Source organism: Paenibacillus sp. P4_A7 (assembly GCF_056402455.1).
This window is the reverse complement of record NZ_JBFUHJ010000028.1, coordinates 25,195-38,533: the sequence shown is the minus strand read 5'-3', so window position 1 is coordinate 38,533 and position 13,339 is coordinate 25,195. Positions and strand designations below refer to the sequence as shown.

16 protein-coding genes and 1 rRNA gene are annotated in these 13,339 nt (G+C 43.8%); 2 read left to right on the top strand and 15 right to left on the bottom strand.

Annotated elements, in window-relative coordinates:
• From AC1DWN_RS07075 to AC1DWN_RS07065, 3 genes are all read right to left on the bottom strand, one after another.
• Positions 1-382, bottom strand: a 16S ribosomal RNA gene (locus tag AC1DWN_RS07075); the annotation flags it as partial.
• Positions 383-585: 203 nt separating this feature from the next.
• Positions 586-807: a hypothetical protein gene (locus AC1DWN_RS07070; RefSeq protein WP_475813259.1), complete on the bottom strand. Its 222-nt coding sequence runs from the start codon at positions 805-807 to the stop codon at positions 586-588.
• A gap of 313 nt (positions 808-1,120) precedes the next feature.
• Entirely contained in the window at positions 1,121-1,747 is a 627-nt protein-coding gene (locus AC1DWN_RS07065; RefSeq protein WP_477558196.1) for a stage II sporulation protein M, read from the bottom strand.
• Between the two features lie 206 nt (positions 1,748-1,953).
• On the opposite strand from AC1DWN_RS07065, the gene pdaB reads away from it, so the two are divergent.
• A complete protein-coding gene (gene pdaB / locus AC1DWN_RS07060) occupies positions 1,954-2,760 on the top strand; it encodes a polysaccharide deacetylase family sporulation protein PdaB (RefSeq protein WP_477558195.1) in 807 nt (268 codons plus the stop codon).
• 4 nt (positions 2,761-2,764) lie between these two features.
• On the opposite strand, the gene AC1DWN_RS07055 is transcribed toward pdaB, so the two are convergent.
• Entirely contained in the window at positions 2,765-3,388 is a 624-nt protein-coding gene (locus tag AC1DWN_RS07055; protein ID WP_477558194.1) for a KinB-signaling pathway activation protein, read from the bottom strand.
• Between the two features lie 204 nt (positions 3,389-3,592).
• Here AC1DWN_RS07055 and gerD point away from each other — a divergent pair, with 204 nt between their 5' ends.
• Positions 3,593-4,294: a spore germination lipoprotein GerD gene (gene gerD, locus AC1DWN_RS07050; protein ID WP_477558193.1), complete on the top strand. Its 702-nt coding sequence runs from the start codon at positions 3,593-3,595 to the stop codon at positions 4,292-4,294.
• Positions 4,295-4,419: 125 nt separating this feature from the next.
• Here the strand turns inward: gerD and AC1DWN_RS07045 are convergent, their stop codons facing one another.
• From AC1DWN_RS07045 to rpsM, 11 genes are all read right to left on the bottom strand, one after another.
• The gene (locus AC1DWN_RS07045) at positions 4,420-5,532 is read right to left on the bottom strand and encodes an Mrp/NBP35 family ATP-binding protein (RefSeq protein ID WP_477558192.1); all 1,113 of its coding nucleotides are present in this window, start codon (positions 5,530-5,532) and stop codon (positions 4,420-4,422) included.
• Between the two features lie 51 nt (positions 5,533-5,583).
• Positions 5,584-6,372, bottom strand: coding sequence for an N-acetylmuramoyl-L-alanine amidase CwlD (cwlD, locus tag AC1DWN_RS07040; RefSeq protein WP_477558191.1), 789 nt, complete (start codon positions 6,370-6,372; stop codon positions 5,584-5,586).
• Between the two features lie 120 nt (positions 6,373-6,492).
• Positions 6,493-7,659: a sulfate adenylyltransferase gene (gene sat, locus AC1DWN_RS07035; protein ID WP_477558190.1), complete on the bottom strand. Its 1,167-nt coding sequence runs from the start codon at positions 7,657-7,659 to the stop codon at positions 6,493-6,495.
• 17 nt (positions 7,660-7,676) lie between these two features.
• On the bottom strand, positions 7,677-8,372 hold the full coding sequence (locus AC1DWN_RS07030) for a phosphoadenylyl-sulfate reductase (RefSeq protein WP_477558189.1): 696 nt from the start codon (positions 8,370-8,372) through the stop codon (positions 7,677-7,679).
• A 271-nt stretch (positions 8,373-8,643) separates the two neighbouring features.
• Positions 8,644-9,036, bottom strand: coding sequence for a 30S ribosomal protein S9 (rpsI, locus tag AC1DWN_RS07025; protein WP_054025303.1), 393 nt, complete (start codon positions 9,034-9,036; stop codon positions 8,644-8,646).
• Between the two features lie 20 nt (positions 9,037-9,056).
• A complete protein-coding gene (rplM, locus tag AC1DWN_RS07020) occupies positions 9,057-9,494 on the bottom strand; it encodes a 50S ribosomal protein L13 (protein WP_477558188.1) in 438 nt (145 codons plus the stop codon).
• Between the two features lie 191 nt (positions 9,495-9,685).
• Entirely contained in the window at positions 9,686-10,429 is a 744-nt protein-coding gene (truA, locus tag AC1DWN_RS07015) for a tRNA pseudouridine(38-40) synthase TruA (RefSeq protein WP_477558187.1), read from the bottom strand.
• Positions 10,430-11,070: 641 nt separating this feature from the next.
• Positions 11,071-11,436, bottom strand: coding sequence for a 50S ribosomal protein L17 (gene rplQ / locus AC1DWN_RS07010; RefSeq protein WP_235240408.1), 366 nt, complete (start codon positions 11,434-11,436; stop codon positions 11,071-11,073).
• A gap of 44 nt (positions 11,437-11,480) precedes the next feature.
• Positions 11,481-12,425 (bottom strand): DNA-directed RNA polymerase subunit alpha, encoded by a 945-nt coding sequence (locus AC1DWN_RS07005; protein WP_475813269.1) that lies wholly within the window; start codon positions 12,423-12,425, stop codon positions 11,481-11,483.
• 128 nt (positions 12,426-12,553) lie between these two features.
• Positions 12,554-12,949, bottom strand: coding sequence for a 30S ribosomal protein S11 (rpsK, locus tag AC1DWN_RS07000; protein WP_475813270.1), 396 nt, complete (start codon positions 12,947-12,949; stop codon positions 12,554-12,556).
• 19 nt (positions 12,950-12,968) lie between these two features.
• A complete protein-coding gene (gene rpsM, locus AC1DWN_RS06995) occupies positions 12,969-13,337 on the bottom strand; it encodes a 30S ribosomal protein S13 (RefSeq protein ID WP_475813271.1) in 369 nt (122 codons plus the stop codon).
• Between the last annotated feature and the right edge of the window lie 2 nt (positions 13,338-13,339).

Sequence of the window (13,339 nt, the reverse complement as noted above, 5' to 3'; positions counted from 1 at the left end):
GCGGAAGATTCCCTACTGCTGCCTCCCGTAGGAGTCTGGGCCGTGTCTCAGTCCCAGTGTGGCCGATCACCCTCTCAGGTCGGCTACGCATCGTCGCCTTGGTGAGCCGTTACCTCACCAACTAGCTAATGCGCCGCGGGTCCATCTCTAAGTGATAGATTGCTCCATCTTTCTCGATTCGATCATGCGACCAAATCGCCTATCCGGTATTAGCATCCGTTTCCGAATGTTATCCCAGTCTTAAAGGCAGGTTACCCACGTGTTACTCACCCGTCCGCCGCTAATTTAATTAAAAGCAAGCTTTTAACTAAATCCGCTCGACTTGCATGTATTAGGCACGCCGCCAGCGTTCGTCCTGAGCCAGGATCAAACTCTCCAAATTGGTGTTTGACTTGCTCAATCTTTTATCGCTTTTCTAATGATCCATAAGGATCTTTAGGGCAGTTTAATACTCGTTGTTCAGTTTTCAAAGAGCAATCTTTTTTCGTGTTGTCGGCGTGTGTCTCATCGGCGACAAGAAATAATATATCACAGGGGCCCGTTCAATTGCAACCCCTTTTTGAAAGTTTTTTTAAAAAAGTTGTTTTATCTGTATGAACGGGCATTAAGCGCATATCGTGACAGCTCTTTTGGGGAGGCGATTCGGGCGTACATTCTAAAGATTACTTTGTACCTTCTTGTAATGGCTGTCTTAATATCACCGTCTAATCTTGAATCACTGAGATCCAATAACATTTCATCTAATTCCTTGCGAAGGACGTAGTCGAGTTCTTTGCATTCTTTATCGTTGAATAGTATTCCGAGCATAGCCGTGAGCGACCTCCTTTAGATGTAAAGCACGTAAATGGATCGTCTTAGAACTAAGCGCAAACGACTGATGTCACCATTATGGCTGTACAGCTTACGTTTCGCGGCTGATTATAAGCGTTACTTAAGCCCATTTCCAAACGTAAACGAATGTCTCCACCAATGGCGGCGGGGTAACCTCGTTTATCAGATATATAAGCTCGTATTTATAAGTGATCACTTATAAATTCTTATAATCGAACAAAAAAGCAACGTCTCACGCAAATGCGTTACGACACTGCTTTACTGTTATGCTCAAATATTGGAAAAATTATTACATTTTTAACAACCATAATGTAATTGTACTTTCAATCACAGAGGCAACGAGCAACGATACAGTTAAAATAACCATTACAGGAATACTTCGAATGAGGAATGTTTCAATATCACGACCTATGGCAGGCAGCTTCGATCTTGCGAATAATAGTGACCCTAGCCCTTTAAAAGAGAGGACCCCAAAACGCAATCCGTAAGCACACGCAATAATAATCGCTGGAATCTCAATGATCCCGTGTGGAAGCAATCCCTTCACGATAATTTCGAATACATGCGCTCCCCCATGTAGATCCGCAATATTTTGCAATAAGTAACCAATTACCATTCCATTAATCACGAGAAACAATATAGGTACGATCCCTAGCAACGCACCAACATATATAACTAATATTGATTTGATTGCATTGTTCAGAAAGATCACGATCATCATTGTCAATGTTGGATTTTTGGATTGATCAATAACATTCGTCAGTTGCTCTAGGCCTGCTATTTGACTATCCAGAAAAGCATGGAACGCTGGATTAGTGCCTCCTATAACCATCCCTGCAAAAAATAAAACAAAACCAACCGCAATATAATGATTCATTTGCTTGAAATGTCCTATTATAGCTGCACGTTTAAACAATTTAATCATCTCCTAATACTTAAGTTTCTAAATATAGATGAATATCTTTTGTGTACGAGCATAGATTGTACTACAAGCGCAAATGACTTAAGCCTTCCATGGTGGCCTTAAGCTCGTCGCGCGATAAAAGATAGCCGAGTATAAACCGTGACATTATACTTTTTTATCTTTGTACAAGCTTCTATTAGAAAGGAGAGCCCTACCTCATGAGTTTCTTTTATGTGTTGAATGGACGAAAGCTGAAAAGGTATTTTCTAATTGCAGTCGCAGTTGTATTTTCAGTTGGCATCATATACGCTGAGCGCGACAACATCACAGTCTTCGCACCTCAGCAGCCTGCCGCTATTTACAGTGTGCCAACGGACGAAAAGGTCGTCTCTCTGACCTTCGACATTAGCTGGGGAGATAAACGAACGGAACCCATTCTTAATGTGCTAAAGGAGAAGAACGTCAAACAGGCAACCTTCTTCTTATCATCGCCTTGGAGCAAATCTCATCCCGATATTGTAAAAAAAATATTGGATGCTGGATTTGAAATCGGTAGTCACGGTCATAAGCATGACAACTACAGCAAGTTAAGTGATGAAGAAATCCGCAAGCAAATTACGACCGCACATTCCATCTTGTCCGATATGATCGGTAAACAACCGAATTTAATTAGGCTGCCAAACGGGGATTTTGACAAAAGAGTACTGCGTATAGCAGATGATCTTCAATACAAGGTCATCCAATGGGATACGGATTCACTGGATTGGATGAATATCGGGACGGATAAAATTATTAACCGTGTCGTAACACGAGCTCATCCTGGTGATATCATTCTGCTGCATGCAAGCGATTCTGTGAAACAAACACATGAGGCCCTTCCCGTCATTATTGATCAGCTCCGAGAAAAAGGCTATGATTTTGTAACTGTATCCGCATTGCTATCTCAAACAGAAATCGACGGCAAAGCTGTGCAGGATAAGACTACGTCTACCTTCCCGCAACTCAATGCCGCCGCTTTAGAATAAATGTTTATATAACCGGCTTTGCGGCAATTGCTGCAGGGTCGGTTGTTTCTTTTTTGGCCATTCGATGCATCATCATAATTTGGTACGCATTACAAATGAATAATGGGATCATCATAAATACAATGGCAGATACATTTGTTTCCCCTTGGAGTGCTGGCCAAGCTTCAATGAAAGTGATTACGAACATAAGAAACATGGTTGGAACAAACGCTGTTTTGTTCGTTTGCTTCACTTTCAACCACGACACGAGGAAAGAGAAAATCAGCAGGACAAGCGGCAACACCCAGAAAAACCAATTGTTTACTCGTTGCTCAAACAACAGATAACCTAAGCCTGCAACCGCAAATAAGGTTGTGTAGCCTTGAAGCGTGTTCCATAAATATTTTTTGCCAAATACGCTAAGTGCAATATAGTTTAGTGATAAGTAAGCAAAGAAGCCCATTTGACTAAATGCGCCAATCATCAGGCCTACCATAGCCATCATTAATGCATTAAATCCAGCGGCTTTTAATCCCAAAAATCCAAAGGATGGATCTGTCCATTGCATAATTGCACCGGCAATCACACAGACTACCGCCCCTACCGCCATAGTGCTCCAAAATAAAAAGAACCACTTTTTTAAATTCACGTTCATTTTCCTCCTGAAAGTTGAAGTTGAAGCTTGCTTCCACAATACCCTTTATTTTACCACGTTCACAACAAAAAGCTAATTGCTCTCCATGATAATACGGTGAACAATGCGCATAATAACATAACAGATCAACATTTTTCAGATGATTTGTCTGACTAATTGAACATAGATGTGCTGACTTAGGAAGGAGCTAAAGAATATATGCGCATTAGATGGGCTTTTATTTCGCTCATAGCAGCAATGGCAGTCGTATTAACAAGCTGTGGTGCTGAGCCCTCAGGCGGGGGTGGCGGTCAGCAAACCAGTTATAAGGATATGAAAACGATGGTCATTGATATTTTGAAAACAGAAGATGCTCAAAAGGCGCTTCAGCAATCCTCACAACAGCTAGCCGGCTATAGCGGTCAGACGTCGAAGCTGTTATCTATTCAAGATCAAGAAGAAGTTCGATTAGCGGTTAAGGATGTGCTTATTTCTCCTGATTACGACAAGGTCATTAAGAAGCTAATGACGGACACTCGCTTTGCAGGAGAATTCGCAAAAGCAATTAATAAACAAAATAAAGATATTCATAAAGAGCTAATTAAAGATCCTGGTTATCAGTCTGAATTAGTTAAAGTGCTTAAAACACCGGAAATGGATAAAATGATTCTCGAGGTGCTGCAAAGCACGCAGTATCGCAAGCAAGTAATGTCCTTAATGCAGGAATCGATGCAAAATCCTTTGTTCCGGCTAGAAGTTCTTGATCTTATGAAGAAAGCTGTACAAGATGAGCTTAAGCCTCCTCCTGATGAAAAAGTGGATAAGAAGAAAGAAGAAGATTCAGAAAAGGCATCGGATGATGAAGAACAGAAAAGTGAAGAAGCAAGTGGAGAAGCAAGCGGAGATGCTAGCGGAGAATAAGGTTAGCGTATTCTTATAGAGTTATTTTTAAGCAAACAAAAAACAAAAGCCCGAACAACTTGTCCAATGAAGCATTTACAATGCATCAGAAAACAAATGTTCGGGCCTTTTTAATTGATTAATAATTAATTTGTATATTTACTTAAGACACGATCCGCTAGCTCCAGATACAGTTTACCCGTCTCTGAGTCGGCATTATAGACGGACGGTGCAAAATCAGGTTCAGATATATGATTATCCGGTGCGCCAAGCGGGATTTGTGCAAGCAGCTCGGAATTCAGCGTCTCTGCAAGACGAGCGCCGCCTCCGCGTCCAAATACATATTCCTTCTCCCCTGTTGCAGCAGATACGTAATAGGACATATTTTCCACGACACCGATAATTTCATGCTCTGTCTTAATCGCCATCGCCCCTGCTCTTGCAGCTACAAATGCAGCAGTCGCATGCGGTGTAGTAACGATAATTTCTTTGCTTTGTGGAATGATCTGATGTACGTCAAGTGCTACATCACCTGTACCTGGCGGCAAATCCAGCAATAAGTAGTCCAGCTCGCCCCATTCAATTTCTTGAAAGAAGTTGCGGAGCATTTTGCCAAGCATCGGTCCGCGCCATACGATCGGGCTGTTGTCTTCGACGAAGAAGCCCATCGACATCACTTTAACGCCGAATTTCTCTATTGGAATAACACGTTCATTGACGACATCCGGACGCTCCTCGATGCCCATCATATCGGGCACGCTAAAGCCGTAGATGTCAGCGTCAATGATTCCGACGCGCTTGCCCTTGCGGGCTAAGGCGACCGCTAAATTGACGGTCACCGTTGATTTGCCTACGCCGCCTTTGCCGCTGGCGATGGCGATGAACTGCACTCCGCTGCTAGGATCCAGCAGCGGGTTAGCAAGCCCGGCACCGTGCCCCTGCACAGGTGCGGGCCCGCCAGCTTTGCCGGCACCGGCTCTAGCCGCGGCCGGCGCTTTAGCTGCCGCAGGCTGCGCAGCAGCGCCTGCGACAGGCGCAGCCTCGTCACGAAACCGGCAATGCACGGTTTCGGCGCCGAGGTGCGCCAGTGCCTCGCGGAGCGAGGCTTCGAGCGCGGGCTGCGCAGCCGCGCTAACCCCAAGGACCGTCATGGAAACCTGACGGTCCTTAACCATAACATCGCGGATGACTACATTTTCCGCGCTATATTTTGCCGTCACAGAATCGACGGCCTCTATTACTTGCTCACGTGCTATCATGATAACAATCCCACCTTTTTATGATGAAAGCTAAACAATAATCATTATTCATTATAACACAGGTTCATCTTCCTGCAGCGTACTTCCACTTAGCTTCTCACCCGAGCCATACCTGAGTATGCCCTGATAGATTGATGCGGCAACCTTACGTTGGTATTCGGTATCAGCAAGCCGTTGTGCCTCACCTGGGTTGGACAAAAATCCAACCTCAACAAGTGCGGTTGGGATATCCGTCAACGTCTTAAGCAGGTACACACCCTTTGCTGTATTCGCAACACGATTCGTATTTTCGAGATTACGCTTAATCTCATCTTGTATGAAGGTCGCCAGAGTTAAGTTGTCAGGGTGATTTCCCTGCTGATAAAAAGTCTGTGCTCCCGACCATTTCGCTGAAGGTATACTGTTCATATGGATACTGATCACAGCAGACGGCTTATTTTGGTTAATGAAGGCTACGCGCTTTTTTAAATCCTCAGTCTTCCGCTTGCTGTATGCACGCGAATCCCCTGTAGCCAAATCATAATCCCCTTCACGTGTCATAATAACGACAGCCCCTGCTTGCTGTAAATAATCACGCAAATATAGAGCAATCGCTAAATTTAAATCTTTCTCAATTACGCCTTGCTTACTGACCGCGCCACCATCCGCTCCCCCATGCCCTGCATCTATAGCAATCGTCTTACCAGAGAGCGGCATTGTCCAGTAGGACCACGTTTCATTAGTTGGCATGCTTTTTCCAAGCAAAATTCCGGTAAGCGTAATGATGAGCAAACCAATACCTATTCGAATTGCCCCTTTATACGTCATCCAAATAACAACATGCCGACTGATTCGGCGCATAAAAAAACCACCTCGTCCTCCATCTAAATGAATAAGCTATGTCTTACCCATTAGGATAAGCCTTATGCTCACTTTCATTTATATGGGACGAGGCGGTCGATTATGAAAAATTAAAAGTTTTTAGACAACAGGCTGCTCAGACATACCTTCAATAAGTATTTTCGCAACCTCAGGACGCGAGAATTCCGGAGGCGGGCAAATCCCGTCACGCAGCAATGCGCGAACCTTAGTACCGGAAAGTGTCAAATGATGCTCTTTATCGTGCGGACATGTTTTAGTCGTACCCATATTGCCGCATTTTTTGCAGAAGAAGCTATGTTCAAAATAGAGCGGCGTAATGCCAAGATCCTCTACAGGAATGGTTTTCAGAAGATCCTGTGCTTCATAAGTACCATAATAATCACCTACACCAGCATGATCACGACCAACTATAAAGTGTGTACAGCCATAGTTTTTACGAACAATGGCATGGAAGATCGCTTCACGAGGACCTGCATAACGCATAGCTGCTGGGAATACACCAAGAAACACGCGATCTTTTGGATAGTAATTTTCCAATAAAGCAAGGTATGAAGTCATGCGCACGTTTGCCGGCACATCATCGGATTTCGTTTCACCAACAAGCGGATTTAGAAATAAAGCATCGACTATTTCCATTGCTGTTTTTTGAATATACTCATGCGCTCGGTGAACGGGGTTGCGTGTTTGGAAGCCTACAATCGTTTTCCAACCTTTTTCTGCAAAAATACGACGCGTTTCCGATGGTTCAAAATAAAACTCTTCAAACTTCTCTGGCTGCGGACGATTCAAAACGGTAATATCCCCGCCAATATGAGTTGTAGAACGTTCGAACAGCTTTTCAACACCTGGATGTGCTAGATCATCAGTTTTGAACACCTTAATCGCTTCAAGCGTATGATCAACTGTATAGATGCTGTCAATATCAATCACAGCATAGATAATGCCATCCTCACCGATCAAAGCTGCACGTTGTCCAACTGCAAATTCAGCTGCTCTCGCTGCTTCTACAGCAAGTGTAATAGGTATGCTCCAGACCGTTCCATTCGCTAGACGCATGCTTTCAACAACTGAACGGTAGTCCGCTTCGACCATAAAGCCTGTGAGCGGAGAAAAAGCACCTACTGCTATTAAATCCAAATCAGATATAGTCCATGTATTAATTGAAATAGATGGCAGAGACTTTGCTTCATTCAATAATGCTTCACGATGAACGCCATTAGCGACACGGTTAACCAGTACGCCGCCATGCGGTGGAATTTGAGTCATAACTTTTTATTTCCTCCCTATTTATGCAGTCCGCATTCTGTTTTTTCTTGACCAGCCCAACGTCCAGCGCGCGGGTCTTCTCCTGGCATAACTTTTCGAGTACATTGCTCACAGCCTATGCTCGGGTAGTTTTGATCGTGCAATGGGTTATAAATTACATTATTATCACGTATATATTTCCAAACATCCTCAGTAGTCCAGTGAGCGATCGGATTGAATTTAATTAGACCAAACTTTGTATCATATTCAACTTTTTTAGAATTTGCACGCGTAGGCGCTTGATCACGACGTATACCTGTAATCCAAGCTTCGTACTTCGACAAGATGTTTGTAAGAGGTTTCACTTTACGAATGTTACAGCAAGCATTAGCATCGGATTTCCATAACTCTTCTCCAAATTGTGCAGCTTGCTCTTCAGGCGTAATTTCAGGACTAACTTTAACAAACGGAATTCCAGGGTATCTTTCCACCATAAGATCACGAGTCTCATAGGTCTCTTTAAAATGAAAATCTGTATCTAAATAGAAAATATCTGTTTTCGGGCTCACCTTTTGGAGCATATCGACAAGAACTACATCCTCTGCACCAAAACTGCATGCAAACGTAATATTAGGAAATGCTTCAACTGCATAAGCCAAAATCTCTTCCGGCGATGCATTCTCTAGCTCTTCTGCCTTTTGCTTAACTAATGCTTCTTTCTCAAAAAGGTTCATTGTCATACCCTCCGTCATTAATTCCTATTGGTTTAGTCTGTATTTAAATTATACGACCTAAATCCCGTAAGTTCAATAACCAGTTCACACCAAAATGAAATAAAGTTTTTGTTTTTACTAGTGCAAACGGTTTTCGCCATCTTTGGCGGCATAAACTCGTTTCACGTTGAAATATAAGACGAGTGTATGATAAAACTTATACTTTCTTATATTTAAAAAAGCACAAAAAAATGCCTTCTCTGATAAACAGAGAAGGCATTTGTCGTATAAATTAACGTTTCGAGAATTGTGGAGCGCGACGAGCCGCTTTAAGACCGTATTTTTTACGTTCTTTCATACGCGGATCACGTGTCAGGAAGCCTGCACGTTTTAGAGCTGGACGGAATTCAGGATCTGCTTTAAGCAGAGCGCGTGAAATACCATGACGAATAGCGCCGGCTTGGCCGGACATACCGCCACCGTTAGCGATTACTAGTACATCGTAGTTTGACAATGTATCAGTAAGGTTAAGCGGTTGTTTTACAATCAGTTTAAGCGTTTCTAAACCGAAATATTCATTAAGGTCGCGTTTGTTAATAATGATTCGTCCTTCACCCGGCACAAGACGTACACGTGCAACAGAGTGTTTACGACGACCGGTTCCATAGTATTGAACTTGAGCCATGAAACTTGTCCTCCTCTTTATTACCCGCGAAGTTCGTAAACTTCAGGGTTTTGTGCTTGATGTGGATGTTCCGCACCTGCGTATACTTTAAGTTTAAGCTTCATTTTGTTACCAAGACGGTTCTTAGGCAACATACCGTGTACCGCGAATTCGATAACGCGCTCTGGTTTGTTTTTGATCATCTCGTTAGCAGGTGTAACTTTCAAACCACCTGTATACATCGAGTGACGGTAGTACATTTTGTCAGTGAATTTCTTACCTGTCAAATGAATTTTCTCAGCGTTGATAACAACGACGAAATCGCCTGTATCAACATGAGGTGTAAATGTAGGTTTGTGCTTGCCGCGAATTAGGGCAGCTACTTCACTAGCCAAACGGCCTAGTGTTTTACCTTCCGCATCAACGACGAACCATTTACGCTCAACTTCATTTGACTTAGCCATATAAGTGGTACGCATGGATGATCCTCCTTAATTTCATACATTAATCGTTTTTATAACAACGTAAACGTTGGTTTGTTAGTTCATTGTAGTTCGCCAAGTCTGTGACAATCAAAGTCGGGGCTGTGGGTTAGCCACTTCGAAAGCACAAGTTATATTCTACTATAAATAATTGCTAAGTGCAAGTGGATTATCCGCTTTTATTACAGCTAACCACTGGAATATTCAACACTCAATAACATTAATCCATGCGGCATTGCAGTAGGTCCAGCCAAAGACCGATTACGGCCTTCTAATATAGTTTTCACTTCTGACGAAGCAAGCTTGCCTTCGCCTACCCACAGTAAAGTTCCCATAATGACACGGACCATATTATACAGAAAACCGTTGCCTGTAACGTACATATGGACAATGGGTCCCTCTTGTACGAAATAAGCTTCATAGATTGAACGTACATGATGAGGCTTCGTTGAATGAATCGATGTGAATGAAGAAAAATCATGCTCGCCGACCAAGCATTGAATCCCTTCACTCATCGCATTAACATCCAGTGGAGTCGGATGATGAAAGCGGTATTGGCGACCGAACACATCAGGAAATTTCCCAGTATCAATCGTGTATCGATACGTTTTTCGTTTTGCAGATCGTCTCGCATGAAAGTGCTCCGGCACCTCGAGTGCTTCAATAATAACAATATCCTTCGGCAATCGTGTGTTTAACGCAATTGCCCAACGTTCTGTCGGTATTGTCGACTCTGTGTAGAAGTTAAATACTTGACCGTGCGCATGCACACCAGCATCCGTACGTCCAGAGCCAATTATTAGAATTGACTCTCCCGTCAGCTTCTTTAATGCCTTCTCAATTTCGTTTTGAACCGTTCTGCCATACGGCTGCGTTTGAAACCCGTTGAAACCAGCTCCGTCATAGCTCACTTTGACGCAAATATTGCGCATATTTCACCATCCCCCTATTGCCTCGGAATGTTTGTTTTCAAGCTTATGAATGCTCCTTGACACCTATCAACATACAAGCTGCTTACGTCCTCTCCAGCCGCTCACACGGCGTTAAGGACACGCTTTGCAATTATGATCCGCGCTACAATATGTTCTCTCACCGTTACCAGGGGATTAAGACCATAAAGCATAGCCTCCGCTAATGCGGTACTAAGCCCTCAAGAGCCGCTAATGCGGTATAAAGGTCGCTTCTACTATCATGCTTCTACGTTTGCGCTACTGCGCTATTTCGTTCTCTTCTGCCATTTTACAAGGGCAGTAAGAATATGCCTCTGAGTATGCAATACTGCATACTTACATCCCATATAGCCATTAATATGACATAATAAGATGTGCTTCTGCGAACTAACGTCCCCATTTGCCGTATTCACCGCAGATTTGACATGCTTGTAGTTGAATGATGGTATTAAAGAGCTTCCTCTGAATCTTTCCAATAAAAAAAGGTGGCCGCAAGGGTCCACCCTTTTCTCTTCATACAAGCATGATCAAGGTTTAACGCTGTGGACATGCTTATATATTAACGTGAAACGGCATCGTCCTTAAAAAAGGACGATTTGTACGTTTCTCGTATGTTGGATCAATTACGCACGATCAACTAGTTCTAAGTAAACCATTGGCGCAGCGTCGCCGCGACGGGGTCCTAGTTTCAAAATACGCGTGTATCCGCCAGCACGTTCCGAGTAACGGGTAGCCAGTTCGGAGAATAGCTTTTGAATAGCGTCTTGTTGTCCGTCTACTGTTTCGCGACGAACATAAGCAGCTACTTGACGACGAGCATGAAGATCACCTTGCTTAGCTTTAGTGATCAATTTCTCAGCGATAGAACGAACTTCTTTCGCTTTAGCTTCAGTCGTTTGAATACGCTCATAAAGGAACAAGTCTGTAACGAGGTCACGGAACAAAGCTTTCCGTGCACTAGCGTCACGTCCTAATTTTTGATATGCCATCTTGTTTTCCCCTCCCTTGCTCTTTTGTCTTCACTAGTTGGTTACTACTCTTCCATGCGAAGGCCCAAACCGAGTTCTTCAAGCTTTTCTTGTACTTCCTCAAGGGATTTACGGCCCAAGTTACGAACCTTCATCATGTCCTCTTCGGATTTCGTGATCAGCTCTTGAACGGTATTGATGCCAGCGCGTTTCAAGCAGTTGTAAGAACGGACGGAAAGGTCAAGTTCCTCGATCGTCATCTCTAGAACTTTCTCTTTCTTATCTTCTTCCTTCTCAACCATTATTTCCGCGTCTTTGGCTTCATCGGTCAATCCGACAAACAAATCCAAATGCTCGGTCAAAATTTTAGCGCCGAGGCTTACAGCCTCTTCCGGTCTAATACTGCCATCAGTCCAAACTTCAAGCGTTAACTTGTCATAGTTTGTTACTTGACCGACGCGAGTATTTTCTACGCTGTAATTAACACGAGTAATTGGTGTGTAGATCGAATCGACAGGTATTACCCCAATCGGTTGTTCGTCTTTCTTGTTGCGGTCCGCTTGCACGTAACCACGTCCCCGATTAGCAAATACCCGCATATGGAGCCGCGCGCCGGAGGCCAAGGTTGCGATGTGAAGATCAGGGCTTAAAATCTCGACATCGCTATCAGCTCGAATGTCGCCCGCTGTAATATTCCCTTCGCCTTCCGCGTCGATTTCCAACACTTTTTCTTCATCAGAGTGGATTTTCAACGAGAGGCCTTTCAGGTTCAGAATGATTTCGGTAACATCCTCAATCACTCCGGGAACCGTAGAGAACTCATGTAACACTCCGTCGATTTGAACCGAGGTTACTGCCGCACCCGGCAAAGACGACAACAAAATTCGGCGAAGCGAATTTCCAAGAGTTGTGCCGTAGCCGCGTTCCAGCGGTTCGACGACGAAACGTCCGTAAGTTCCTTCGTCGTTCAAATCTACGGTTTCGATTTTCGGCTTTTCGATCTCAATCACTAATAGTACCCTCCTTCAAACGTCGCTCTCCGTTACCTTACCGTTAATTATGTCAAATCTTGTAGTATGCCAAACCTTCACAACCATTATTCACAAGTTGTTGATATTTGATACCACAGCTGATCTAACTATACGCGACGACGTTTCGGAGGACGGCATCCATTATGAGGAACTGGTGTTACGTCTTTAATGAGGTTAACTTCCAATCCAGCAGCTTGAAGCGAGCGTATTGCTGCTTCACGGCCAGCGCCTGGTCCTTTTACCATCACTTCGACTGTTCTCATGCCATGCTCCATAGCAGCTTTCGCTGCAGTTTCAGCAGCCAATTGAGCTGCGAACGGCGTGCTCTTACGTGAGCCTTTGAAACCCATGTTACCAGAGCTTGCCCATGAAATAGCATTTCCGTGCGGATCCGTGATCGTAACGATCGTATTGTTGAACGTTGAGCGAATGTGCGCAACGCCAGTCTCAATATTTTTCCGGTCGCGACGTTTCGTACGAACGACTTTTTTTGGTTTAGCCATTGTCCATTATCCCCCTTTCTTATTTCTTCTTGTTAGCTACAGTCCGACGAGGACCTTTGCGTGTACGAGCATTTGTTTTCGTACGTTGACCGCGAACAGGTAGACCACGACGGTGACGAAGACCGCGATAGCATCCGATTTCAGTCAAACGTTTGATGTTTAGTGAAATTTCACGACGTAGGTCGCCTTCCACTCGAACTGATTTATCGATTGCTTCACGCAAGCGAGCCAATTCGTCTTCTGTAAGGTCACGAACGCGAGTATCAAAACTCACTTCGGATTCTTTCAAAATTCTTTGCGATGTTGTTTTACCAATACCGAAAATGTACGTCAGGGCAATTTCGACGCGTTTATCACGCGGCAAGTCCACACCAGATATACGTGCCATAG

Excerpts from the sequence above, each read along its gene's own strand:
- cwlD (WP_477558191.1), bottom strand. The coding sequence starts at position 6,372 with ATGCGCCGAATCAGTCGGCATGTTGTTATTTGGATGACGTATAAAGGG.
- rpsK (WP_475813270.1), bottom strand. The coding sequence starts at position 12,949 with ATGGCTAAACCAAAAAAAGTCGTTCGTACGAAACGTCGCGACCGGAAA.
- AC1DWN_RS07070 (WP_475813259.1), bottom strand. The coding sequence starts at position 807 with ATGCTCGGAATACTATTCAACGATAAAGAATGCAAAGAACTCGACTAC.
- rplM (WP_477558188.1), bottom strand. The coding sequence starts at position 9,494 with ATGCGTACCACTTATATGGCTAAGTCAAATGAAGTTGAGCGTAAATGG.
- sat (WP_477558190.1), bottom strand. The coding sequence starts at position 7,659 with ATGACTCAAATTCCACCGCATGGCGGCGTACTGGTTAACCGTGTCGCT.
- gerD (WP_477558193.1), top strand. The coding sequence starts at position 3,593 with ATGCGCATTAGATGGGCTTTTATTTCGCTCATAGCAGCAATGGCAGTC.
- rplQ (WP_235240408.1), bottom strand. The coding sequence starts at position 11,436 with ATGGCATATCAAAAATTAGGACGTGACGCTAGTGCACGGAAAGCTTTG.
- AC1DWN_RS07030 (WP_477558189.1), bottom strand. The coding sequence starts at position 8,372 with ATGAACCTTTTTGAGAAAGAAGCATTAGTTAAGCAAAAGGCAGAAGAG.
- pdaB (WP_477558195.1), top strand. The coding sequence starts at position 1,954 with ATGAGTTTCTTTTATGTGTTGAATGGACGAAAGCTGAAAAGGTATTTT.
- truA (WP_477558187.1), bottom strand. The coding sequence starts at position 10,429 with ATGCGCAATATTTGCGTCAAAGTGAGCTATGACGGAGCTGGTTTCAAC.
- rpsM (WP_475813271.1), bottom strand. The coding sequence starts at position 13,337 with ATGGCACGTATATCTGGTGTGGACTTGCCGCGTGATAAACGCGTCGAA.
- AC1DWN_RS07045 (WP_477558192.1), bottom strand. The coding sequence starts at position 5,532 with ATGATAGCACGTGAGCAAGTAATAGAGGCCGTCGATTCTGTGACGGCA.
- rpsI (WP_054025303.1), bottom strand. The coding sequence starts at position 9,036 with ATGGCTCAAGTTCAATACTATGGAACCGGTCGTCGTAAACACTCTGTT.